Annotated in this window: 20 protein-coding genes; 15 read left to right on the top strand and 5 right to left on the bottom strand. The window is 47.1% G+C overall.

Features of this window, described 5'->3' with window-relative positions; genetic code table 11:
* The 15 genes from K429_RS0125035 to K429_RS0124965 all read left to right on the top strand — a co-directional run bounded on the left by K429_RS0125035 (window position 1) and on the right by K429_RS0124965 (window position 19390).
* The gene (locus tag K429_RS0125035) at window positions 1-1515 is read left to right on the top strand and encodes a PepSY domain-containing protein (RefSeq protein ID WP_029328525.1); all 1515 of its coding nucleotides are present in this window, start codon (window positions 1-3) and stop codon (window positions 1513-1515) included.
* On the top strand, window positions 1512-5423 hold the full coding sequence (locus K429_RS0125030) for a cobaltochelatase subunit CobN (RefSeq protein ID WP_029328524.1): 3912 nt from the start codon (window positions 1512-1514) through the stop codon (window positions 5421-5423). The genes K429_RS0125035 and K429_RS0125030 overlap by 4 nt, the downstream gene beginning before the upstream one ends.
* A 118-nt stretch (window positions 5424-5541) precedes the next feature.
* Window positions 5542-6099, top strand: coding sequence for a hypothetical protein (locus K429_RS0125025; RefSeq protein WP_029328523.1), 558 nt, complete (start codon window positions 5542-5544; stop codon window positions 6097-6099).
* A gap of 34 nt (window positions 6100-6133) precedes the next feature.
* Complete coding sequence (locus tag K429_RS0125020; protein ID WP_029328521.1) at window positions 6134-6733, top strand: MotA/TolQ/ExbB proton channel family protein; 600 nt, start codon at window positions 6134-6136, stop codon at window positions 6731-6733.
* Window positions 6734-6754: 21 nt separating this feature from the next.
* Window positions 6755-7081 (top strand): DUF2149 domain-containing protein, encoded by a 327-nt coding sequence (locus K429_RS0125015; protein ID WP_007213923.1) that lies wholly within the window; start codon window positions 6755-6757, stop codon window positions 7079-7081.
* Window positions 7082-7227: 146 nt separating this feature from the next.
* Entirely contained in the window at window positions 7228-9288 is a 2061-nt protein-coding gene (locus K429_RS0125010) for a TonB-dependent siderophore receptor (protein WP_029328519.1), read from the top strand.
* 22 nt (window positions 9289-9310) lie between these two features.
* Window positions 9311-10129 carry a sirohydrochlorin cobaltochelatase gene (locus K429_RS0125005; RefSeq protein WP_029328517.1) on the top strand — a complete coding sequence of 273 codons (819 nt, stop codon included), beginning with the start codon at window positions 9311-9313 and terminating at the stop codon, window positions 10127-10129.
* A gap of 144 nt (window positions 10130-10273) precedes the next feature.
* A complete protein-coding gene (cobJ, locus tag K429_RS0125000; protein ID WP_029328516.1) occupies window positions 10274-11692 on the top strand; it encodes a precorrin-3B C(17)-methyltransferase in 1419 nt (472 codons plus the stop codon).
* A 126-nt stretch (window positions 11693-11818) separates the two neighbouring features.
* Window positions 11819-13153: a bifunctional cobalt-precorrin-7 (C(5))-methyltransferase/cobalt-precorrin-6B (C(15))-methyltransferase gene (locus tag K429_RS0124995; protein WP_029328515.1), complete on the top strand. Its 1335-nt coding sequence runs from the start codon at window positions 11819-11821 to the stop codon at window positions 13151-13153.
* Between the two features lie 23 nt (window positions 13154-13176).
* Window positions 13177-14988 carry a precorrin-4 C(11)-methyltransferase gene (cobM, locus tag K429_RS0124990; RefSeq protein WP_029328513.1) on the top strand — a complete coding sequence of 604 codons (1812 nt, stop codon included), beginning with the start codon at window positions 13177-13179 and terminating at the stop codon, window positions 14986-14988.
* A 115-nt stretch (window positions 14989-15103) separates the two neighbouring features.
* Entirely contained in the window at window positions 15104-16999 is a 1896-nt protein-coding gene (gene cbiD / locus K429_RS0124985; protein WP_029328512.1) for a cobalt-precorrin-5B (C(1))-methyltransferase CbiD, read from the top strand.
* A gap of 105 nt (window positions 17000-17104) precedes the next feature.
* Window positions 17105-17908, top strand: coding sequence for an SDR family oxidoreductase (locus tag K429_RS0124980; RefSeq protein ID WP_029328510.1), 804 nt, complete (start codon window positions 17105-17107; stop codon window positions 17906-17908).
* Window positions 17909-18015: 107 nt separating this feature from the next.
* Window positions 18016-18285, top strand: coding sequence for a hypothetical protein (locus K429_RS0124975; protein ID WP_029328509.1), 270 nt, complete (start codon window positions 18016-18018; stop codon window positions 18283-18285).
* Entirely contained in the window at window positions 18282-18584 is a 303-nt protein-coding gene (locus K429_RS0124970; protein ID WP_022209147.1) for a type II toxin-antitoxin system RelE/ParE family toxin, read from the top strand. The genes K429_RS0124975 and K429_RS0124970 overlap by 4 nt, the downstream gene beginning before the upstream one ends.
* 128 nt (window positions 18585-18712) lie before the next feature.
* The gene (locus tag K429_RS0124965; RefSeq protein WP_007213914.1) at window positions 18713-19390 is read left to right on the top strand and encodes a porin family protein; all 678 of its coding nucleotides are present in this window, start codon (window positions 18713-18715) and stop codon (window positions 19388-19390) included.
* A gap of 1 nt (window position 19391) precedes the next feature.
* Here K429_RS0124965 and K429_RS0124960 read toward each other — a convergent pair whose 3' ends face one another.
* The 5 genes from K429_RS0124960 to K429_RS0124940 all read right to left on the bottom strand — a co-directional run bounded on the left by K429_RS0124960 (window position 19392) and on the right by K429_RS0124940 (window position 25448).
* Window positions 19392-20753, bottom strand: a complete 1362-nt coding sequence (locus K429_RS0124960) for an MATE family efflux transporter (RefSeq protein WP_029328507.1) — start codon at window positions 20751-20753, stop codon at window positions 19392-19394.
* Entirely contained in the window at window positions 20750-21763 is a 1014-nt protein-coding gene (locus tag K429_RS0124955; protein ID WP_029328506.1) for an ABC transporter ATP-binding protein, read from the bottom strand. The genes K429_RS0124960 and K429_RS0124955 overlap by 4 nt, the downstream gene beginning before the upstream one ends.
* A 24-nt stretch (window positions 21764-21787) precedes the next feature.
* A complete protein-coding gene (locus K429_RS0124950) occupies window positions 21788-22825 on the bottom strand; it encodes an iron ABC transporter permease (protein WP_007213911.1) in 1038 nt (345 codons plus the stop codon).
* Window positions 22822-23976: an ABC transporter substrate-binding protein gene (locus K429_RS0124945; protein WP_029328504.1), complete on the bottom strand. Its 1155-nt coding sequence runs from the start codon at window positions 23974-23976 to the stop codon at window positions 22822-22824. Before K429_RS0124945 ends, K429_RS0124950 begins: the two co-directional genes overlap by 4 nt.
* Before the next feature lie 116 nt (window positions 23977-24092).
* Window positions 24093-25448 carry an FAD-dependent oxidoreductase gene (locus K429_RS0124940; RefSeq protein ID WP_029328502.1) on the bottom strand — a complete coding sequence of 452 codons (1356 nt, stop codon included), beginning with the start codon at window positions 25446-25448 and terminating at the stop codon, window positions 24093-24095.
* Window positions 25449-25451: the final 3 nt, after the last annotated feature.

The following is a 25451-nucleotide window of genomic DNA, read 5'->3' as shown; positions in this document are numbered from 1 at the left end:
ATGAATATCATTACCAAATTAATGTACTCTTTACATAGGATACTGGGCACACTGCTTTGTATCCTATTTCTTATGTGGTTCCTCTCCGCTTTTGTGATGATGTACCACCGCTTTCCACGTGTCAGTGCAAAGGAAAAACTACAAAAGCAAGAATTACTCTCCGCCTCAGGCGACTCACTGCCTGATATCACTTCTGTCCTTTCACGTCTGCCCAAAGGAGAAAAAGTGAAAAAACTCACCTTAGACCGCAGTCTGGGACAAACAATCTTCCATATCCGTACCAACAAAGGAATACATGAACTTCACCTGGACCCATCGGACACCTTGTCGATAATCGACAATGAACGTATCCGGCAAATAGCCACCTTATGGTCCGCCTCCCCCATTGCATACATTGACACCCTACATACACTGGATCAGTGGATACCTTTCGGTGAACTGAAAAAGGAAATGCCCATTTATAAGATACATTTTGCTGATGATGCAAAAACACAGCTTTACATAAGTTCACAAAGCGGAGAAGTATTACAACTTTCCAACAAGAACGAACGCTTCTGGGCATGGCTGGGAGCTATTCCCCATTGGGTGTATTTCACTTGGCTACGGCAAGACGCCACGTTGTGGAGTAAAACCGTTATTTGGTTATCCGGCATAGGTTGCCTTATGGTAATTGCAGGGATATGGGTTACAGTCGACGTATGGCACAGGACACGTAAGAGTCATCGCCAAGGGTTCTCACCTTACCGGAAGAAATGGTATCATTGGCACTATGTCAGTGGCATTTTTTTCGGAATATTCGTATTGACCTTTACTTTCAGTGGCATGATGTCCGTTGCCGACATTCCGGAATGGATTCATAAACCGGCTTTGAAGAGCAGTCCGCTACGTACACTGCAAGCAAAGGCGCCCCAACCAGAAGATTACACGCTGGATTATCGCACCGTGATTACCAGTTTCCCGGAAGTGCGGCAGATAGAATGGAGCAATTTCCGGAAACATCCCTACTATACCGTTAAAGATGGAAAGGGAGAACAATATATTGATGCTACGGATAGTGTACCACATACTCTGCAACTTCAGGAAAAAGAGATTCGGGAAGGTGTGGAAAGTGTATATGCTGCCGACAGTATTCCGGCACATCAACGTCCGGAGCTACACATGACACTACTGAACCATTTTGAAACTTATTACCGCGATATGAGTAGTATGTATCGTGGACGAAGTCAACTTCCCGTCTGGAAAATAACGGTGGATGATCCTGACCGGAGTGTTTTCTATATTCATCCAGAAACAGGTATCATCCGTTATGTCAATACCTCTTCCCGTTGGAAATACTGGAGTTATACGGCTATGCACCGGATGCGTCTTCCGGGCTTGAATTCAAATACCACTTTACGTAAGACAGTACTATGGATATTACTACTGGGTGGAACAGTAACTTCAGTAACCGGTATAGTGTTGAGCATAAATTATGTTCGAAGAAAATGTCGCAAAAAACAAAAACGCTTACTATGAACAAGAAAAGAACAGGAATAATCCTTGGCTGCATAATCGCCGTGGTCATCGCTTGCTTTGCAGCCTACAATTATTGGTGGGCACCTACCCGCATCCTCATCATCAATCCCCTGCCCGCACAAGCAGCAGACATCGCACTGAATAATGATTGCAGCCATATCCGCGTGAAGTGCATCAAGATGGAGGAAGTGAAAGACCTTTCCGGCTATGATGCCATCATGATGTACGGACGAGGATTGTTTCTGGACGAAACACAAGTAGCGGAACTGGAACGGGTAGCTGCCAAAGGTATTCCAGTTTTTACCAATGCGCTAAGACATTTCAACTTCATCGTCAACCACAATATCACTCCTGAACAACAGGAGACCCTGCAAATGTATTTCCAAAATGCTTGCAGACAGAATTACAGGAATGCTTTACGTTATCTGCGACACATTTCCACTCCTCATCGACTGGGTGACCGTTCTTTTGAAAATCCCATAGAATTACCCAACAACCTGTTTTATCATCAGGAATACGGTCAATACTTCAAAACTCCGCAAGAGTTGACTGAATATCTGAGACAAAAACAGCTCTATCACGAAGGTGGGCGCAATCTTGCTTTTATCTCAGGCATCAGTTTTCCGGTAGAAGGTACCCGCGCCCATGTAGATACCCTGATCTCCCGTCTGACACAGGCAGGTTTCAACATTTATCCCATCACCGGTAGCGGTAAGGGACGCGAAGACCTGATACGTACCCTTCATCCCGACGGATTGATTTATCTGCCTATGGGACGTCTGGGAAATGACTCGCTCATTAACTGGTTACATCAGGAAAATATTCCCCTCTTCATGCCTTTCCCACTGGTACAACCGCGTGAAGAATGGCTGAACCCCAACGTACCTGTAAGTGGAGGTACACTGACGGCACGTGTAGTAGTACCCGAAATAGACGGAGGCATGGCCCCCTTATGTATTTCCACACAAAATGAGAATGAAGAAGGATATATTCTGCACACACCGGAACCGGAACGGATGGATGCTTTAGTTGAGCATATCAGCAAATATATGTCTCTTCGCGATAAATCCAACAAGGACAAACGCGTCGCCATCTGCTACTTCAAGACACCTGGTAAAGATGCCTTGCTGGCAAGCGGCATGGAGGTGATTCCTTCTCTTTATAACTTCCTGAAACGCTTGCGCAATGAAGGATATGACGTAAGCAATCTGCCTGCCACCGTAGAAGAATTCGGAAACAGGATATACCGTGACGGCTCTGTCATGGGTTCGTATGCCAAAGGGGCACAGGAACAATTCCTGAAAACAGCACACCCTGTATGGCTGTCTACCGGACAATATGAAACCTGGGCAAAAGAAGTGATCCTGCCGGAAAAGTACAAGGAAGTGACTGACCGTTATGGAGACGCTCCCGGCAATTTATTAGCCACGGAAGACAGTATCGCCATTGCCTGCCTGCGATTCGGCAATGTGTTATTGTTTCCACAACCCCGTCCGGCATTGGGAGACGACGATTTCAAGCTGGTACATGGCATGCCCGTAGCGCCGCCTCACAGTTATCTGGCACCTTATCTGTATATGCAGAAAGGTTTTAAAGCGGATGTACTGATACACTTCGGTACACATGGAAACCTGGAATATACTCCGGGAAAAAATGTGGGTTTATCACAGGCAGACTGGTCGGAAGCACTGGTAGGTAATCTGCCGCATTTCTATTTCTATACTACGGGAAATGTAGGAGAAGGTATTATTGCCAAACGACGTACACATGCTGTACTCGTCACTCATCTGACTCCGCCGTATGCGGAAAGTGGCATGAGACAGCGATATAACCAATTACTGGAAGATATTCATAAACTTCTGGATGAAGGAACGGAAGGACATCGCATGCTGGGAATACGCGTCAAGAAAGAGACTGTTCGCCTGGGACTTCACCGGGACCTGGAACTGGATTCCGTACCGGACAAACCCTATACTGCCGAAGAACTGGAACGTCTGGATGCCTTTACCGAAGAGATAGCTAATGAGAAGATGCTGGGTGCATACTACACGATGGGTGAACCTTATTCGGAACGTGACTTACTGCAAACCACCTTTGCCGTCAGTGCAGATGCCCTGGCTTACGAAACGGCCAAAGCTGACCGGGATAAAGGCAAGATTACTACGGAACAATTGCAAGACTTTACATATATAGCCCACCATTATCTGCCAACGGCAAAGAAACGACTGACGGCTATGTTACAGAATCCGCCTCATGATACGGTTGCCATTGCCCCGGACCTTCGCCCCGCATTGCGCTATCGCGAACAACTAATAGCTTCTACTGCCAATGAATTCAACGCAATGGTACGCGGTCTGAATGGAGGAACAGTTCTGCCTGCTCCGGGTGGAGATCCGGTATTGAACCCCAATGTATTGCCCACAGGAAGGAATATGTATAGCGTAAATGCTGAAACAACCCCTAATCCACGTGCATGGGAAGACGGAAAACGACTGGCGGAAGCAACCCTGAAACAATACACCGGCAAACATGGGGAATATCCGCGGAAAGTGAGTTATACTTTCTGGGCGGGTGAATTTATCACAACCGAAGGAGCCACGCTGGCACAAGTCTTCTGGATGTTGGGTGTGGAGCCTGTACGCGACGGACAAGGACGTGTAGTAGATTTGAGACTTGTGCCCAGCGAAGAACTGGGGCGACCACGTATTAATGTAGTGGTACAAGTCTCAGGACAGCTTCGCGACATAGCCGGATCACGTCTGAAGTTACTGACGGATGCGGTTCGCCTAGCGTCGGAAGCAAAGGACGAAGCATATCCCAACTATGTGGCATCGGGAACAGTGCTACAGGAAAAGTTACTGGTGGAAAAAGGGACTTCTCCAAAACGTGCACGGGAAATGTCTGTGATGCGTGTATTCGGTCCTGTCAACAGTGGATACAGTACAGGAATCATGGGATATACCGAGCATAGTGGATCATGGGAGGATGAAAAGGAAATCGCCCAAGGATATCTCAATAATATGGGTGCCGCTTATGGTGATGAAGATAACTGGGGCGAGGTTCAGAAAGATTTGTTTGCCTCTGCCCTCTCCGAAACGGATGTAGTGATTCAGCCGCGGCAGAGTAATACGTGGGGACCTATTTCATTGGACCATGTATATGAATTCACCGGCGGATTATCTCTTACTGTAAAAACACTGACGGGTAAAGAACCGGATGCTTATATGGCCGATTATCGTAATCGTACCAACCGCCGTATGCAGGAGACCAAAGAGGCGATTGCTGTGGAGACGCGGGCTACGATATTGAATCCGACATTCATACAGGAACGGATGAAAGGCGGTGCAGGTTCGGCACAAATGTTCGGAGAGATTTTCCGCAATATCTTTGGCTGGCATGTAATGCGTCCGTCGGCAATGGGTAAGGAGATTTTTAATGACCTGTACCGGATGTACATTCAGGATGAAAATAAACTCGGAATACAAGATTATTTTCTCCGGGTGAATCCAGCATCCTATCAGGCTATGACTGCGGTGATGCTGGAAAGTGCACGGAAAGGCTATTGGAAAGCAAGCCCTGAACAGTTGAAAGAAACAGCTGCACTGCACGCACAGATAACCCGTGAGAAGGGTGCCGCTTGCACGGAATTTGTATGCGACAATGCCAAATTACAGTCGTTCGTTGCAGATAATCTGGATGCGAAAGAGAAACAGGAATTCAATCAGGATATGAAAGCAATATATGAAGCCGCTTCGACCAATGGAAAAGATGTAGTATTGAAAGAAAAGAAGCTGACACCGGAACAGGTAGTGCAGAAACGTACTACAAACGGATTAGTGATTGGAGGCGTGGTACTGGTGGTGTTCATTGGACTGGTTGCATTAATTAAAAGAAGAAAAAGTAAATAACTTCATAATGATTAGTGTTTAGTGATAAGTGATTAGCACCATGCGGAGTAATAGCGCAGCCACTAATCACTTATCACTAAACACTAATCACTAACAAATTACCATTCACCCAATAACTATGAATTATGTCATTCCCATATTAGCAATCTTCATCACCCTCAGCTTCCTGCTGAAGGTCGGCTTCTATCCCCGTTGGGGAACGTGGCTGACAGCACTATGTTGTGCCCTATTTGTTTTACTCATTACCCCTTGGGTAACCGAGCAATCTAAGACAGCAATAACAGCCTTTTTCGCTTCCCGGGGAAAAATGCTGGATGTATCTGTTTGCATCACACTGGAAGCCGCCATCCTGATAACCTTTTGCTTCGACTGCTTCTCCGGAATGCGTACAAGAGACACTACATTCAAACGAAGCGTCACCTTTCTGCTCCACCTTTACCCCGGTTTATTGATAGGTGGCGTACTATGCTATGTACTGGCTGAATTATTATTCTCTTTTCCAGGCATTGATTTCAATATGCTCTCATGGACAGTAGCCACCACCACATTCTTACTTATCGGTATCGGTGCCCGATTGCTACAAATCCTATTGGGAGATAAAGCCCTGCGCCTTGAAATCCTTTTTATTGTAAACATATTCATAGTCGTACTGAGCATCATAGCTACCGGCTACTAAATAAACAGTAACTACTAAAATTATAAATATCATTATGGAAACCATTTCAAACTCACTCTTCTGGATATCCAACGGACTACTTGTTCCGGTCATCGTATTATTACTCCTGTTCTTCCTCCGCGCCATTATCCTTGCCGGAGGTTTCTTCGGAGAATTCTACCAACGGATGAAACTGCAAAAACAACTCTCCGAGATGTTGGAAACCATCACTCCTGGAAACATTAACGAACAGTTACAGAGCTTGCCCCAAGCCGGGAAACAACCTTTGCTCCGTTGCCTGAAAAAGCTTGCCGAGCACCGCGATAACGCTGCCTACTGCGAACGCCTGCTTGCCAACTTCGAAGTAGACGCCGAAAAAGAGCTGGGACGCTCGCGCACTTTCATCAAACTCGGCCCGATGCTGGGATTGATGGGAACACTGATTCCGATGGGTCCCGCCCTTGTCGGACTGGCTACAGGAGATATTTCCTCAATGGCTTACAATATGCAGGTAGCCTTTGCCACCACCGTGGTCGGTATGGTGATTGCCGCAGTCGGCGTCATCACTCTGCAAGTGAAACAACGCTGGTATGCCCGTGAAATAAATGATCTGGAATATCTGGACAAGACTCTGCGAAACAAAACCAATGAATAACCCTCAGCCTCATAAAAGAATATGAAACGAAACAGACTGCTCCATAACCAAACGGACTCCGACCCAATGGGTACGGTAGCGAACCTTTTTGATGTAGCCATGGTCTTTGCCGTCGCACTGATGGTTGCCCTCGTCTCCCGCTTCAACATGACGGAAATGTTTTCCAAAGAAGACTTCACTATGGTGAAGAATCCCGGAAAAGAGAATATGGAAATCATTACGAAAGAAGGACAGGAAATCAAGCGATACACTCCCAGCGAGGAACAGGAAACTTCCGGCAAGCGAGGGAAAAAAGTCGGTGTAGCCTACCAACTGGAAAGTGGAGAAATTATCTATGTTCCGGAATAATGATAGACATCCGTCACCCTTTGAATAAAAGTTAAAGAGTCCATACCTATAAACAAGGGTTTTTAACAATAGAAATACCCATCAGTGGGTATTTTCTTGCCCTCATCTTCCCCATATCTTTGCATTTCCAAACAAACGATAATTTTATGATAAAGCAAAGATTCTTAACGACTCTCTTAATGGGAAGTATCGCTGCCGGTGCATGGGCACAGGCTGATAAAGGTGAAACTTCCGTAGATAAAACTGTGGATTTGAATCCTGTAGTAGTAACCGGTACGGGTACGCATCAGCGACTGAAAAATACTCCGGCACCGGTATCCGTCATCACCGCTAACGAAATAAAACGTGCCGGAATCACGGATTTCCAACAAGCCATGACCATGATGGTTCCCTCTCTCTCCTTCTCTCCGAATGCGATGGGTTCGTATCTGATGATGAACGGACTTTCCAATAAATATGTACTGATACTGATTAACGGACGTAAAGTGACGGGGGATATCAGCGGTAATATCGACATCAGTCAGATAGACATGAGCCGTGTGAAGCGTATCGAGGTTTTAAACGGCGCAGCTTCTTCGCTCTATGGTTCGGATGCGATTGCCGGTGTTATCAACATCATCACCAACCAGCCGAAAGATGAAATCTCCTTCACCACCAACAGCCGTTATACAAGAAAGAATCAGTTTTCACAAGGCCTCAACCTGGACATTGCCAAAGGAAAGCTCGCCTCTTACACTGCTTATAAATACGATCACTCGGATGGCTGGCAAAACAGTGGCCTGACCGTAGACAAGAATGATGACCTGGTTGAAACCCTCGATCAGCTTTCCATCGGCTACAGCATGAATAACTTTTCGCAGCAATTCACCTACGATGCTACGGAAAAACTCTCGTTCTATGCCAATGGCGGATATTACTGGCGTATGACCGACCGTCCCGCCAAACGCGACGGCATGACAGGCGGAAATGATTATAATACGCATTACGAAGGCTACAACTGGGGTACAGGAGCCAAGTACAGACTGAATAAACGTTCCTCCATCCAGTTGGATTATGTAGGCAACAATTATACTTCGCGCTACAAATACATGCTGGCAGCCGGTGATTACCAACCGGGGGACTACGCATTCACCAAAAGACAGAAGTTCCATGATGCCGAACTGAAAGGTATCTTCGGTTTCACCACCAACAGTACCACTGTCTTCGGAGTGGACTACCGCAAGGATATTCTTGTTCGTCCCGATGCCGATGTAGACAAAGGAGTATATACTTTGTCGGGCTACGGACAGCATGAGGTAAAACTGTGGGATCACTTCACAGGCATTGTCGGTGCACGCTATGACTATCACGAACAGGCAGGCGGACGTTTCACCCCGAAAGTGGCAGCCATGTACAATATTGGAAACTTCAACGTACGTGCTACATATGCAGCAGGTTTCCGTGCTCCCGGCGTAGACGAATTGTATTACAGCATGTTCAAGAAAATGGGTAGCAAATACACCATCTCCATCGGTGATGCTGACCTGAAGCCTGAACACAGCAACTACTACTCCGTCAATATGGAATACCGCACCAACCGTTTCAGTGCCTCTGTTACGGGATATCTGAATTATCTGACAGATATGGTGTCTTCCAAAGTAACCGCATTCAATGATTTGTCCGCTGAGGCCCAGCAGCAACTGAAGGAAGAATTCCCCGAACTGGCAGACTTATCATCTACCAAGAATGTAAACCTGAAAGAATACATCAACTTTGAAAAGGCTACCGTCCGTGGTTTTGAGGTGAGTTTGTCAGGCAATCCATTCGCCGGCTTTACGCTGAATGGTAACTATACCTACGCTTATGCCCGCGGTAAAGGTGAAGAAGGCTGGCAAAATATTCAACGCAGCATCCGCCACACGGCAACCATCAGCGGAAACTATGCACATTCATGGGGTTACTATACCATGAACCTCAACCTGAACGGCCGTCTACAAAGCAAATGCTACTATCCGGGAGATGCCGACGGAGATGCTCCGGGTTACGGTATCTGGAACCTGAACACTCGCCACTCCTTCGACTGTTTCAGCAGTTTCTTCCTGGAACCCGGTATCGGTATCGACAATATCTTCAACAAGAGAGATATGAGACCTCTGACGAAGAACTTCACCCTGTACTCACCGGGACGTATGTTGGTGGTGAGTCTGACTTTAAAGCTAAAGAATTAACGCATAACAACTTATTATTGATATGAAGCATCTTTTCATCACTCTTTGTTTACTGAGTGTGGCTCTCTTCTCCTCTGCACAGGGGGAGAAGACCGCCCTTCTCATTACCCATTACGGAAGTTCGGACCCTGATACGCGTGCACTGACACTCGACGTAATCACCCGTGAGGCAAAAGAAACTTTTCCGCAGTTTGAAGTGCGCGAAGCGTATATCTCTCCCATCGTTCGGCGCAGGCTGGAGAAGCAAGGCGTTCATAAAGACAGTCCGGTAGACGCACTGCTGAAACTCAGAAGCGAAGGATATTCGCGTGTACTGATACAGAGTACAACACTGATTGAAGGAAGTGAAATGACTTCCGTCCGCCGCGATGCGGAGAGCGTGAAACCCTTCTTTAAAGAAATAAAGGTGGGTAACCCATTGCTTTATACAGTGGAAGATTGCGAAAAGGTTATCGAAATTCTGACACAGGAACAGCCCGGAAAGAAAGAGGACGTCATCTATGTGGGACACGGCAATCAATTGCCAAGTACCGCCACTTACGCCATGCTGGACTATATGATGAAAGCCCACGGACTGAAAAACTTCCACGTCAGCACCATCGAGGGTTATCCTACACTGGACGCTACACTGGCACAGTTGAAGGAGACACGCCCGAAACAAGTGACACTGATACCGTTGTTGCTGGTATGCGGTAATCATACAAAAGAAGACATCGTCGGAGTATGGAAACCGGAAATGGAAAAAGCAGGTTATCAGGCCAATGTCCGCATGCAGGGACTGGGCGAACAACCCGCTATCCGGAAGTTATATATGGAACACATTGAGGCGTTGCTGAAATAGCTACACCCTTTCCCTCTTATGGCTACACCTTTTGCCCCGGATGGCTACACCATTCCAGGCAAAGGGTGTAGCCCTTTTTACACCCTTTTATACCCGAAATTTAGAGAATAGAATGTATCTTTGCATGATAGAAATATAAGCGATATGAAACAGCCAAAGATAATAGTTGCCGGCATCGGACCGGGCAGCGAACAAGACATTACGCCTGCGGTTCTGGAGGCGGTTCGCGAAGCGGATGTAGTAGTGGGATATAAATATTATTTCCGTTTTATCCAGCCTTATCTTCACCCTGAAACAGAATGTATAGATACGGGTATGAAGCGGGAACGCACTCGTGCGGAACAGGCATTTGAATTGGCGGAACAGGGAAAAACGGTTTGTGTCATCAGTTCCGGTGACGCGGGGATTTATGGAATGACTCCGCTGATTTACGAGATGAAGCGGGAACGGAACAGCAACGTCGAAGTAATTGCCTTGCCGGGTATCAGTGCTTTTCAGAAAGCCGCTTCACTGCTGGGTGCTCCTGTGGGACATGATTTCTGTGTGATTTCCCTCTCCGACTTGATGACACCGTGGGAACGGATCGAGCGTCGCATCCGTGCGGCAGCCATGGCTGATTTCGTAACGGCTGTATACAATCCGAAAAGCGAAGGGCGGTATTGGCAACTCTATCGACTGAAAGAGTTGTTTCTCGCAGAAGGACGTACTTCGGAGACTCCGGTAGGTTATGTACGCCAGGCTGGACGGGAGGAACAGGAAGTACATCTGACGACACTCGCCGATTTCAATCCCGAAGAAGTGGATATGTTTACGGTCATCCTGATCGGTAACTCGCAGTCTTATGCGTGGAACGGCAAGTTCATTACTCCCCGGGGATATTATAACCGTCCGGATAAGGATGAACAACCGGCTAAGGGGATAGGTCAGGACATCATGATACAAAGTTTCCGGACCATTGAGTCGGAACTAAAGAATAAGAATATTCCTCTGGATCATAAATGGGCTTTGCTGCACGCCATCCATACCACGGCTGATTTTGAAATGGAAAAGCTGTTGTATACGGATAAAGGTGCTGTGGAAAAGCTTTATCAGAAAATAGCAGACGGTCGGTTGAAAACGATTGTTACGGATGTGACGATGGCTGCCAGTGGTATCCGCAAAGGAGCTTTACAACGGCTGGGGGTAGAAGTGAAATGTTATCTTTCCGATGAACGGGTAGCGGCAATGGCAGCGGAAAAAGGAATCACCCGTACACAAGCCGGTATACGTCTGGCGGTGGAGGAACATCCGGATGCCTTGTTCGTATTCGGTAATGCGCCGACGGCCTTGATGGAACTTTGTGATCTGGTACGTAAAGGAAAGGCTGTACCAAGCGGTATTATTGCCGCGCCTGTGGGCTTTGTACATGTACAGGAATCCAAACACATGGTGAAGCCGTTCATGGAAATACCCAAACTGATAGTGGAGGGACGAAAAGGAGGAAGTAATTTGGCTGCAACACTGGTGAATGCAATCTTGTGCTACAATGATGCGGAACAGTTAAGGCCGGGACGGGATGTGTAACGGGCAAAGCCCGTTAGTTACAAGTTACGAGCTACAAGCTACAAGTTGCTGCGCTATACTCGCTATCACACCGAAAGGCACTCGTAGCTCGTAGCTTGTAGCTCGTAACTTATAAATTCAATAATGATGATACGAAACTTTATTATTATAGGCATGGACGACAACCGGGAACCTTTCTTCCCGCCCGAAGTGCTGCGGCACATCCGGGAAGGAAAAGTTTTCTCCGGTGGTTTGCGGCATCGGGAGATTGTAGAGAAGTTACTTCCGGAAGGTGCGGAGTGGATTTCCATAACAGTTCCACTGGATAACGTCTTTGCCCAATACGAAAACATTTTTGCAGACTTTGAGAAGACTGCTTCCGATGCATCGATTGTCGTATTTGCATCCGGAGATCCTCTGTTTTTCGGCTTCGCCAATACGGTAAAACGAAAACTGCCCGATGCAAAGATACGCCTCTACCCGGCTTTCAATTCCCTGCAAACATTAGCGCACAGACTGGTGATGCCCTACGACGATATGCGTACCGTCTCCCTGACAGGACGCCCGTGGCAGGAACTGGACAAAGCACTCATAGAACGTGCCCACAAAATAGGTGTACTGACAGATCGGGAGCATACCCCTGCCACTATCGCCGCGCGAATGTTGGAATACGGATACACCGATTACACGATATACATCGGTGAACACCTCGGCAATCCCGAACACGAGCGCATTCGTCGGATGAGTCTTGAAGAAGCTGAAAAAGAGACATTTGAGCACCCGAATAACTTGCTGCTCTGCTACGACACCCGTAGGCGGTCAGCTACGACACCCGTAGACGATCAGCTACGGCACCCGTATACGGTCAGCTACGACACCCATAGCAAGGAAGCTCTCCTCCCTATAGATAGTCAGCCCTCCATAACTGAACAACCCCGCCCCTTCGGTCTTCCCGACGAACAATTTGCCCACTTGGACGGACGTGCCCGCATGATTACCAAAGCTCCGATCCGACTCCTTACCTTGCAGGCATTGGAACTGAATCGCCGCCGTGTCTTTTGGGACATCGGTTTCTGCACAGGCTCTGTCTCCATCGAAGCCCGCCTGCAATTCCCGCATCTTACGGTTGTTTCGTTCGAGATACGTCCCGAAGGAGAAGAACTGATGCGCATCAACTCCCGCCGTTTCGGTGCGCCGGGAATCACAGCCTTAATCGGAGATTTCCTGCAAACTGATCTGGAACCTCTCCCCCACCCCGACGCTGTCTTTATCGGCGGACACGGTGGAAAATTAGAAAATATACTGGTACGCCTGAAAGAAGTATTGCAGCCCGGCGGTTGCATCGTCTTCAACTCCGTATCCCCCAATAGCAGGGAATTGTTCCGCAAAGGGGCAGAAAACGCAGGAATGTCTCTGCAACCCTCCCTGCACATTGCACTCAATGATTATAACCCGATAGAAATAATGAAAGTAACCTTATGAATAAAAATAATGAGAGTTGCCCTATGAAGGTAGCTATTATACTGATTTCCGAAAGCAGTTTGCCCATCGCGCGAACGCTGAGTAACGAGTTTCCCGATTCCGAAATAATCACCACGACTCCTGCACCCGACTGCACATACGTTTCTTTTTACGAAGAATTTATGGCTCTGTCTTTCCATCGCTACGATGCCTTTATTTTCATAGGTGCCATGGGCATCTGCGTCCGCACCATCGCCCCGCATGTGAAAGATAAACATACAGATCCCGCCGTGATCTGTGTAGACAGCACTGGCCGCTATGCCGTTTCCGTCCTCTCAGGACACATCGGAAAGGCCAATGAAATGACGGAAAACATCGCCCACATTCTCGGCGCCGAACCTGTTATCACCACCCAAAGCGATCGCACCGGCCTCTGGGCACTGGACACCCTGGGTGATAAATTTGACTGGGCCGCCATTCCCGGTGAGACGGAATATGGTATGATGAATAACATCATCAGCCTTTTTGTGAAGAAAGTTCCCACCGCCCTCTTCCTCGAAGTGCGTGATCAGGGAACGGAATATCTGGAAAAGACCTGCCCGCCACACGTGGATATACATTACGGCTTATTCCGGGATATAGACCTCAGCCGTTACCAGCTGGTTATACTCGTCACTCCTTTCCTGCACAATACGCATGACACCCCTGCGCTCTTTTATGTGCCCAAGGTATTGCATGTCGGCGTAGGTCTGGCACATCAGGCAGGTCCCGTGCATGACATCGTTGAAAACATCCTTGGCACGATGATTAACAGTACCTTCATGCCCCGTGCCGTAAAGTACATCGCCACCATTAACGAGAAACGCAACGAACCGGTCATTAAGGAGCTGGAACGTGCCTATCAGATACGCTATTACAGTGCGGAGGAACTGAAAGAAATCTCCGTCCCCAACCCCAGTCCGGTAGTAGAGAAGCATATGGGTACGCCCAGCGTTTCCGAAGCCGCCGCCTTTCTTTCCGCGAACGGTGGTAAACTTCTGTTGGACAAGCAAAAAGGCGGAAACTACACCATGGCCATAGCCATTGAAGAAGGAGTACTCCGTTACTACGGACATATCGAAATCGTCGGCGCAGGTCCGGGTGATCCCGACCTCATCTCCGTGCGCGGAAGGCAAATGCTGGAGAAGGCAGATCTTATCCTCTACGCCGGCAGCCTCGTTCCCCGCGAACTGACATTCTGTGCCAAACCGGGTGCTACGGTACGCAGTTCGGCTTCCATGGACTTGGAAGAACAGTTTGCACTGATGAAGAAATTCTATGATGAAGGCAAATTCATCGTCCGCCTGCATACGGGTGATCCCTGCATCTACGGTGCCATCCAGGAACAGATGAACTATTTCGACCAGCATCACATGAGTTATCACATCACTCCGGGTATTTCTTCCTTCCAGGCTGCTGCCGCTGCGCTGAAGTCTCAGTTTACCATTCCTGAGAAAGTGCAAAGCATCATCCTTACCCGCGGTGAAGGACGCACCCCCATGCCGGAACGCGAACAACTCCACCTGCTGGCACGCTCGCAAAGCACCATGTGTATCTTCCTCAGCGCCGGCATTGCCGAACAGGTGCAGGAAGAGCTCTTACAGGAATATCCCGAAACCACTCCCGTTGCCGTTTGCTACCACCTTACCTGGAAAGATGAGCGCATCTATCGCGGAGAGTTGAAAGACCTTGCCAAGATAGTGAAAGAGAACAACCTGACGCTCACCACCATGATTGTCGTAGGTGAAGCCATCGACAATCGCGAAGGCCTTTCACGGCTCTACGCCCATGAGTTCAAACATCTCTTCCGTAGATAAGAAGGGAATGATAATGTGATAGGGTGATAAAGTAGCTGTATTATATATCACGGAGTGTTATCCCACTATCACTTTATCACATTATCACATTTTGTTCAACTAAAACCTAAAAGTAATGATATTAATATTAGGCGGAACCACCGAAGGACGCATCGCTGCCCGTACCCTTGAAGAAGCTGGAAAACCATTCTACTACTCTACCAAAGGAGACGAGCAGGAAGTAACTATGCACCACGGTATCCGCCTGCAAGGCGCCATGGACGAACTGGACCTGGAGCGCTGTTGCCGGGAACATAACATTCAATTACTGGTAGACGCCGCCCACCCCTTTGCCATACAACTGCACCAGACCGTAGAGAAAGTAGCCCATACCTTGAACCTGCTTGTCATCCGATTCGAACGTATTTATCCGCCACGCGATGAAGAACACATCATCTGGTGCGAAGATTTTGAAGATACCATCCGGCAAATCAGGAAAGAAGATATCTTCACCCTCTTGGCACTGACAGGCGTACAAAGCATTGCCAAGCTAAAGCCTCTCTGGCAGGAAAGTACCTGTTGCTACTTCCGTATCCTTAACCGTGAGAGCTCCCGCCGCCTGGCCGAACGTGAAGGTTTTCCCGAAAAATATCTGCATTACTACCATGCAGGCGAAGACGAACGCATCCTGTTACAGCAACTTCACCCCGAAGCCATATTGATAAAGGAAAGCGGACTTTCCGGAGGATTCAATGAAAAAGTGGAAGCTGCCCTTCAAGAAGGTATCCGCATTTTTGCAATCCGTCGTCCGCCAATGCCCGGAAGTTTTATGATAGTGAACGGTGAGCATGGTTTGCGCCGGATGATTGAAAAACATTTTCCAGATTTTTATCCTTTGCGTAGTGGTCTGACTACGGGTACTTGTGCAGCCGCAGCCGCTGTAGCTGCAACCTGGGATATTTTCAACGTTCAACGCCAGCCCCGACCCGCAGAATTCCCCGTTATTCTCCCTAACGGAGAAACCATTTATGTTCCCGTCGAAGAGCAAGAACTCTACCCGCATCCCAGCTGTGTGAACGATGACTGGATGCTGGAAGCAGATGCCACTGTCATCAAAGATGCAGGTGATGACCCCGATGTAACCAATGGCATGCAGATCAAGGCCAATGTTGCCGTGCCTTTCCGCTTTGACGATCCAACACCCGCAGAACTTGGAGCTGATGATTATACCGTTATCGTCTGTGGAGGCGAAGGCGTAGGCATTGTCACCCTATCCGGTTTAGGACTGGAAGTGGGAGGACCTGCCATCAACGTTACTCCCCGTAAAATGATTGAAAACAATGTAAAGGCATGCCTTCAACGACTTGGCATTTCCAAACAGCCCAATCCTTTTGCCGTCACTATTTCCGTGCCGGGTGGCGAAGAGATAGCCCGGCGGACTTTTAATCCCCGTCTGGGTATAGAAGGTGGTATTTCTATCATCGGAACTTCGGGCATTGTGAAACCTTTCTCTTCCGAAGCATTTGTAGATTCCATCCGCAAATCCATGGAAGTAGGTCGGGCAACAGGAAGCCCGCGCATCGTCCTTAATTCCGGTGCAAAGAGTGAAAAGTATGTCCGGGGGTACTATCCCGAACTGCCTGCACAGGCATTCATTCATTACGGAAACTTCATTGGAGATACGATAAAGATTGCCGCAGATTTGGAAATCAAACCGGTGACTTTGGGTATCATGATAGGAAAAGCCGTGAAGTTGGCAGAAGGCAATCTGGATACGCACAGCAAACAGGTGACGATGAATAAGGATTTCTTACGTGAAGTGGCCCTTTCTGCCGGATGCGGAGGGGAAACACTTGCAGTTATCGAAAAGATAACTTTAGCCCGTGAGTTATGGACATTGCTCTCTGCTGAAGATTTGCAAGCTTTTTGTTCCCGTTTGCTCGAACTGTGCCATCAATATTGTGACCCGTTGCTACCGGAAGGAGAACTGACGATTCTGCTCATTAGCGAAGAAGGGAAAATAATTACATAGAATAAAAAAACAAGTTTTACATGTAGCCTGTCAGGCTGAAAGCCCTACGCTATATAATGAAAGCCCTTCAGGCTATATGCGAAACTTAAATTAAAAACCTCAAATATGAAACACCCTCAAATAATCCTCGTCACCGGCGCTTCTTCCGGTTTTGGAAGAGTCATTGCTACGCAGTTGGCTGCACAAGGACATATCGTTTATGGCTCCAGTCGGAAAGCAGTATCCGATAACCCCGGCTTCAAAATGTTGCAATTGGATATTACTGATCCTGCATCAGTATCCAATGCCATATCGACAATTCTGAAAGAGCAAGGTAGCATTGATGTACTTGTCAACAATGCCGGGATGGGTATCAGCGGAGCTATCGAACTCACTACCGAAGAAGAGATACAACGTCAAATGAATACGAATTTCACGGGTGCCGTCCGTATGTGTGCAGCAGTACTGCCTTTCATGCGCGAAGCCGGATACGGACGAATCATAAATATCAGTTCCATCGCAGGAGTTCTTGCCGTTCCCTTTCAGGCTTTCTACAGTGCATCCAAGTTTGCGATTGAAGGGTATAGTGAAGCGCTTTATCAGGAAGTTAAGCCACTGGGTATACAAGTTTGCGTAGTCGAACCGGGAGATTTCCAGACTGGTTTCACAGCCCAACGGCAAGTGAGCCAGACCACTCTCTCCCATCCACAATACGAAGAGAGTTTTGCAAAAGCCATGCGAAACGTAGAGCAATCTGAAAACAATGGTTGCCGACCGGAAAAGTTAGGCAAAGCAATCTGCAAACTGGTAAATAGCCGCCGCCCTGCTTTCCGCACAAAGGTCGGTCCATGGGAACAAGTATTCTTTGCACGCATCAAGCCTATGCTGCCGTTTAGTCTGGTAGATTGGTTGATCAGGAAATTCTATTAGTTAGCTGTGTAACCCATCCCCTTTGGGCAAAACTTTATAGAATAACATTTTGTGTGTTCTTTCCAAAACACTACCTTTGTGGCATACCCATTCAAAAAGGAGGATGTATGACAACTTTTGAATTAAAACGTAGTATTTTGCAAGATATCAACGCATTGATGGATGATGAAGCGGCGATGCGCCGTATAAGTCGTTATATACGTCGTTTGCGTAATTCTACATCAACAAAAGATGTAGCACATGAAGACATGATTCCGTATACAATGAATGAATTACATGAGCGAATTGATAAAGCAGAAAAAGCGATCATCGAAGGAAATGTAATTGATTCTGAAACAGAAGACGCCAAATTAGCAGACTTCATGCGCACACTATGAAAATAAAGACTTATCCTGAAGCTACTCAGGAGCTACGCAAGATTGCTGCTTTTTGTAAACAGCAATGGGGCATTGAGATTGCACACAGATTGATTGAAACCTATCAGAGAAACAAAAAACGTCTTTCTTCCAATCCTTATATGGCTCCAATAGAGCCTTTATTAGCAAATCGGGAGTATGTTTACCGAGGATTAGTCATTCATAAATATTGTAAGGTAATATATCGCATAGATGAAACTGCGGGCATAATTTATATCGTAGATGTATGGGATACCCGTCGTGAGCCCCACAAAATATAGCACAGCCACTCGTAGCCCGTAGCTTGTAGCTCGTAGCTTATAATATTCCCCCAACAGGAATTGTATGTAATCATATAATTTATATCTTTGCGAGCAAATAAACATCAACCCCTTACAAGGTTCAAGTAATGAAACAGACTATTCTCACTATTTTCTTTGCAATCATAGCATTGGGAGCAAATGCCCAATCCCCTATCTCATTTCAGGTAAAAGCCGGAGTCGGTACCTCCAACTTCTATGGAGAAAATGTAGAAAGTGACACACGCATCGCCTACAAAGTAGGTGTCGGCATGAACTATGAGCTCAACCGCACATGGGTGGTTCAACCATCACTGAACTTTGTATCGATAGGTGCCCGCGAAGAAGTGGAATATGTAGGCAAAGTGAACATGAACGAGTTGTATATCCAGCTCCCCATCATGATGGCCGCCCGCCTCAACCTTGGAAAGAATTACAGTGCTTCCCTAAGTGCCGGTCCATATATTGCCTATGGCGTAGGCGGAAAGACATCCGGTGAGATGGAGGAATATGATTACAGTAGTGAATACAATCCTAACAGAAGCTACAGATTCCGTATAGATACTTTCGGTAACCGGATAGATGACAAAATGGGAAACAAACGCTTTGACGCCGGCCTTATGTTCGGCCTCAACATAGAATATCACAAATTCATATTCGGAGCAGAGCTTCAATTAGGAATGATCAAGGTAAACGACCAGCTGGATAATCTATTGCAATCATCCGGCATTGAGAAATTCTCTCCCAAGAATCTCGCTTCGTTCTTCACCGTAGGATACCGGTTCTGATTTACAACTGCTCCGCCTGCTTTCGTTTCATTTCATTCAGTACACTGCATGTCAACGGTATGGCAAGAATGAACGTCAGAAGATCAGCAGTAGCCTGACACATTTCCACACCCTGCAACCCCAGATAGTGAGGCAGAATAAAAATCAGCGGAATAAAGAACAATCCTTGGCGGGCAGAAGAAATAATGGTAGCCTTTACCGGTTTACGAATCGTCTGCAACATCATATTACTCATCACAATCCATGAACCCAACGGAAAAGTAATGAACTGCCAACGCAAGGCAGCAGCACCTACTGCAATTACATCCGGGTCTCCCTTACGGAACAAAGAAACAATCTCTTCTGCAAATCCCATGCCTGCCAGCGCGCACACCAGCAAGAAGATGAATCCCACCTTTACACAAAACCAGAATCCCTGACGGACACGCGCATACAACCCTGCACCATAATTGAAACCGCATACCGGCTGGAAACCTTGTCCGAAGCCTATCAGGAAAGCATTAATGAACATTGCGATACGGGTAACAATAGACATGCCCGCAATAGCCGCATCTCCATAAGCCCCGGCAGCCACATTCAGCAAGATAGTAGCTACACTCGCCAGTCCCTGACGGGCAAGCGAAGGAGTACCACCACCGATAATTTCCTTTATGAAAGCCAGTGAAGGCGTGAAGTTCCTGAAACGGATACGGATATTGCCCCCCTTTCTGCACATATACAACAACAGGGAGAAACTACATATCTGACTGATGACCGTAGCCAACGCAGCACCCGATATACCCATATCGAAGACAAAAATCAGAATAGGGTCCAGTATCACATTAATCACCACGCCCGATACGATTCCTACCATCGCATACGCTGCATTTCCCTGGAAACGAATCTGATTGTTCAGTACCAACGAAGCAGTCATGAAAGGGGCACCCAGCAATATGATGCCCAGATATTTCTCTGTATAAGGCAGGATAGTAGGTGTAGAACCCAATGCAAGCGACAACGGGGTAAGGAAGATAAGTCCCACCACTGCCAGAAATATACCCATAAACAACGCCCAGAAGAAACCGGTAGCCGCCATCTTCTCTGCATTCCCAGTCTCCTGCGCACCGAGTTTCCGCGAAATATAGTTCCCCGAACCATGCCCGAAGAAAAAGCCCACCGCCTGAATAATGGACATGACCGAGAACACAATACCTACAGCCGCCGTCGACTGGGTATTGATCTTTCCCACAAAGTACGTATCCGCCATATTATAGAATGACGTAACCAACATACTGATAATCGTAGGTACAGCCAATGATACTATCAGACGGGGCACCGGGGTGGTAGTCAGATAGAGATAATTATCTTTTGTCGAATGTCTCATAGAATTTTCACAATCTCTGCAAGCAGTTCATCAATGGTTTGCACAGTCACCGCTTCGCCGTTTACGGGGTGCAGTACAAAAGTACCGTCCCCTTTCAAATCTCCCGTTTCAATATAAACGTCCGACTCCACGTTTCGGTTTGCCAGAATACCATTTCTTTGCAAAGCTTTCCGCACCATAGCATATTTTTGTCCATGCCCGACAATACGGATCTGGGAAGTATACTCATTGTTCACCCGGAATAATCCTGTCTCCAGATCAAACACAATTCCTTTACGGGCAAAGAAACTACTGAGGGTTCCATCCAGTGAGAGGTCTTCGGGAGTTCCGATAGTCACCCCGTTCACCTTATCCATCAACCAGATTTTATCCGCAATCTGCAAGGCAAGTTCCAGGTCATGGGTAGACAGGAAAATAGTCTTATCTGTCTGCCGGCTCAGCTGATGGAGCAATTGCATCATTTCCACTTTACTCGGAAAGTCAAGGAAGGCAGTAGGTTCGTCCAGGAAAATCACCGGAGTTTCCTGTGACAGTGCCTTGGCAATCATCACTTTTTGTCGTTCACCATCACTCAGTGTATGTACCATGCGATGTGCCAGGTGAGATATTCCGACCAGGTTGATAGCATGATCCACTACCTCTTTATCTTCTTTGGAGAGTGTTCCCCAGAAACCGGTATATGGACTGCGTCCCAGACCGATAAGTTCCACAGAAGTCATATTGCGGATGTCGCACTTTTCAGTCAGGACTACACTGATCACTTTTGAAAGCTGTTTGTCCGTATAAGAGCCAATCTCTTTTCCCTGTATACGTATTTCACCGGATAACTTCGGTTGAAATGCAGAAAGCGTACGCAACAATGTAGACTTCCCTACCCCATTTGCACCCAGCAGACAGGTCAACTCCCCGCTATTGATTCCGGCACAAATATCGCTTGCCACGACTTTCACATCTCCTTTACCGGGATAGCCAATGGATAGTTTCTCAATATGTATAGTTTCCTGTTTCAAGACCTCTTTATTTTCAATTCTCAATTATTCTTCCAGTTCCCCTTTACGCTTCCTGAAGAGCACGGATGCCACCACCGGAGCACCTACCAAAGCTGTCACCGAATTCACCGGTAAAGCTCCTTCAAATCCCGGCATGCGGGCTATGAGGTTGCACACCAACGCCAACGAAGCCCCTACCAACAATGTGGCAGGCATCAGTATCCGATGGTCGGATGTATGAAATATAGCCCGGCAAAGATGGGGAACAGCCAGACCGATAAACATAATCGGACCGCAATATGCCGTCACAATCGCCACCAATACACCTGAACAGGAGATTACCAACAGGCGTGCCCGCTTAATGTTCAGCCCCAGGTTCCGTGCATACCCATCGCCCAGCAGCAACAGGTTCATTGTCTTTATCAGCAGAAACGAGAGTGGCAACAAGACCGCCATGATACAAACAAACAGTATCATCTGATCCCCCGACACACGGGCAAAACTACCCAGTCCCCAAATGACGTATGCACGAATATCTTCCTCCACACTGAAATATTTCAATACACCGATAATAGCACTTGCCACATAACCAATCATCACACCGATAATCAGCAGCGTCACATTTCCCTTTACTTTCTGTGAAACGTATACGATAAGCGCCATCACGGACAGTGCTCCGATAATAGCTGCAATGGACAACGCCACTTCTCCCATATATCCGAGCTTGCTCAATGCCACACCGCCCATCGCTCCCGATAGCAATACCACACAAGCTACTCCCAGGCTGGCACCCGAACTAATACCCAATACCGACGGTCCTGCCAGCGGATTCCGGAAAACTGTCTGCATCTGCAAACCACTCACCGATAGCCCTGCTCCCGCTACCAATGCCGTCAATGCCTGCGGCACACGGGATTTCCAAATGATATTCTGCCAGATAATGGACTCATCTGTATTCCCCCATAAGATGTTCCAGACGGAACGAAAAGGAATATGGACAGAGCCTAACAGCAGGTTCAGCAAGAAAAACAGGAATATAGATGCCAGTATCACCAACATCAGGAGCAGTGTCGGTCTTTTCATTGCAAACGTGCGTAGTATTTCGGTTGGTAATCAGGTAATAAATCGGGGTGGAACGCATGGATCAGATCTTCCAGTACTATTTCCGGTTCCATCGGCATACTTTCGTAGAAAGGTTGCTCGCGCATATTGCAATAAATAACGCCTTTGTCACGGAATGCACGGAAGTCGGCATAACGGGGATCAAGAGACTTCAAAGCGTCATAAGAGAATGTACCGTCGTAACTATTCACAATACGCCAGTAATCAGCACTCTCCGCCTGGCTGTATACTGTTTCAAAATCCAGTGTAACACCACCGGAACGGGGATCGTCTTTCAAGAAGTAATCGGCTCCCGCATCACGGAACAGTTCGGCCAGGAAGCTCTTACCGCCTACTGCATACCAGTTTCCTCCACGTATCTCACCGCTGAATACTACCGGACGCTTCTTCACATCAGCAGCCAGTTGTTTCAGATCATTATAATGCTTTTCTATTGCAGCAAATTTTTCATTTGCCTCCTCTTCCTGTCCAATAAACAAGCCAATGAATTTAATCCATTCCGCCTGTCCCAGCGGAGTCATTTCCTTATATCCCAGGTGCGGAACCAAAGGTATTCCGATTTCACGCATCGTATCATATCCGCCACGCTTGAAAGGAGAGATAAAGATTACATCCGGATTCACACTCATGATCACTTCATTATCAAAGTTACCTTCAATTCCTATTTTAGCAGTCTTACCCGATTTCAAGCGCTCATTCATCTCTTTGTTGAACAAATGCCGTGTACTGGTTATCCCTACTACTTTATCGCAGGCTTCCAGTTTGATGAAATTAGATAATTGTAAAGAAGTCATGCAAATGGCACTGCGTACCGGTGTTTCAATCACGGTATAATCAGAAGGAATCCCTTCGGGTTTTGTTCCCCGGGGCACCAATGCATAATGGAAAGTATTACTACTTTCATTTTGAGGATCGCGCAAGTCCACCAAGCGGACATGATTGGGAAGATATTTCACCTCAAACCCTTGGGCATAGACCGGATAAATAGAGTCTGTGGCTGATACAGAAGCTGTGGTAGCCTGTAGATCAGTAGAATTTTGTTTGTTTTTCGGGCCACAAGCCACACATAAAAGACTTAAAAGAGAGACGGTTATTGCAGTAGTTTGCTTCATGACAATAAAGATGTATAAAATTCGAGCACAATATTCGTCATTTTTGGGGAGATACGCAAATACCTGTCCCATAAATTAACCGAATTTGTGCCCGAACACCTCTTATATAAGAATGTCTAAAAACTCATCAGATCATTCAATGCTTCGCTCATGCTGGGATGCGTAAATATATAATCACGCAAGAAAGTATATTCCTGTCCTGTTTTCATTACAATAGATACGATATTAATGATCTCACTTGTTTCCGGTCCGAACAGGGAACAACCCAGAATCTTATTTGTATCGGCATCCACTACTACCTTAAACAACCCGTCAGTCTCGCCTAAAGTACGTGCCCGCGGAATGGCTGCTACGGGAAGTGTATTCACCTTTATGTTCAGTCCTTTCTTACGGGCCTCCATTTCACTCAGTCCTACACGTGCCAGAGGAGGATCCATAAATACCGAATAACTCACAGGCTCACGGTCGTCTGTACGCCGTTCTCCTGCACCGAATAAATCCTCGCGGATAATGCGATAATCGTCCAATGAAATATAGGTGAATTGTAATCCACCTTTTACATCGCCAATGGCACGGATGGCCGGATTAGTAGTACGCAGCCACTCATCTACCATAATGGCTCCCCGTTCATTCACTTTCACGCCGGCAATTTCCAGATTCAACCCCGAAGTATTCGGACGACGCCCTGTTGCCAATAAGATAGCATCTCCTTCCAGATGATGGATTTCATGGGTTACAGCATCCTCATAAATCACTGTTGCACCGTCCACGGATTGTACCTTTGCATTGAGATGGAATACAATACCTTTCTTTTCCAATACGGTCTGTACACTGGCGGCAATATCCCTGTCTTCACGACCAATCAGTTCGGGATACCCTTCGAGTACCGTCACCTTCGAACCGAAAGAGGCATACATGGAAGCAAATTCCAGGCCGATATAGCCTCCACCCACAATCACCAGCCGTTCGGGAAGTTCTTTCAGTTCCATGATGGAAGTGCTAGTGTATACGCGGGGATTCTCTTTTATTCCATCAATAGACGGTACGATGGTTTCCGCACCGGTATTTATAAAGATCTGAGACGACTGCAATTCTATGACTTCTGTCTCCGTCCGTACTTCTACCACATCAGGACCGGCAAACGATCCGACACCTGTATACACCGTCACATTAGGATTATCAGCCAGATTATGATAGTTCTTATTCCGCAGGAAGGAAGTCACCTCTTCTTTACGACCAATGGCCTGACGATAATAGTCCTTCTTCTCTTCCCACGTAGCCTTTACCGGAGTTTCCTTAGCCAGATGTACCAACGTCTTTGTAGGAATACAGCCGATGTTGATACACGTGCCTCCATACATGCGATCCGAACGTTCTACTATGGCAACCGTCTTCTGACGTTTTGCAAATTCGGCAGCCAGGGTCTTCCCACCCTTGCCGAAACCAATGATAATGGCATCATACTTTTTCATATC

Origin of the sequence: Bacteroides sp. 14(A) (assembly GCF_000526555.1) — a bacterium.
Taxonomy (GTDB): Bacteria; Bacteroidota; Bacteroidia; order Bacteroidales; family Bacteroidaceae; genus Bacteroides; species Bacteroides cellulosilyticus.
Note: the sequence above shows the minus strand (reverse complement) of the source record. Positions and strands in the feature narration are given on the sequence as shown.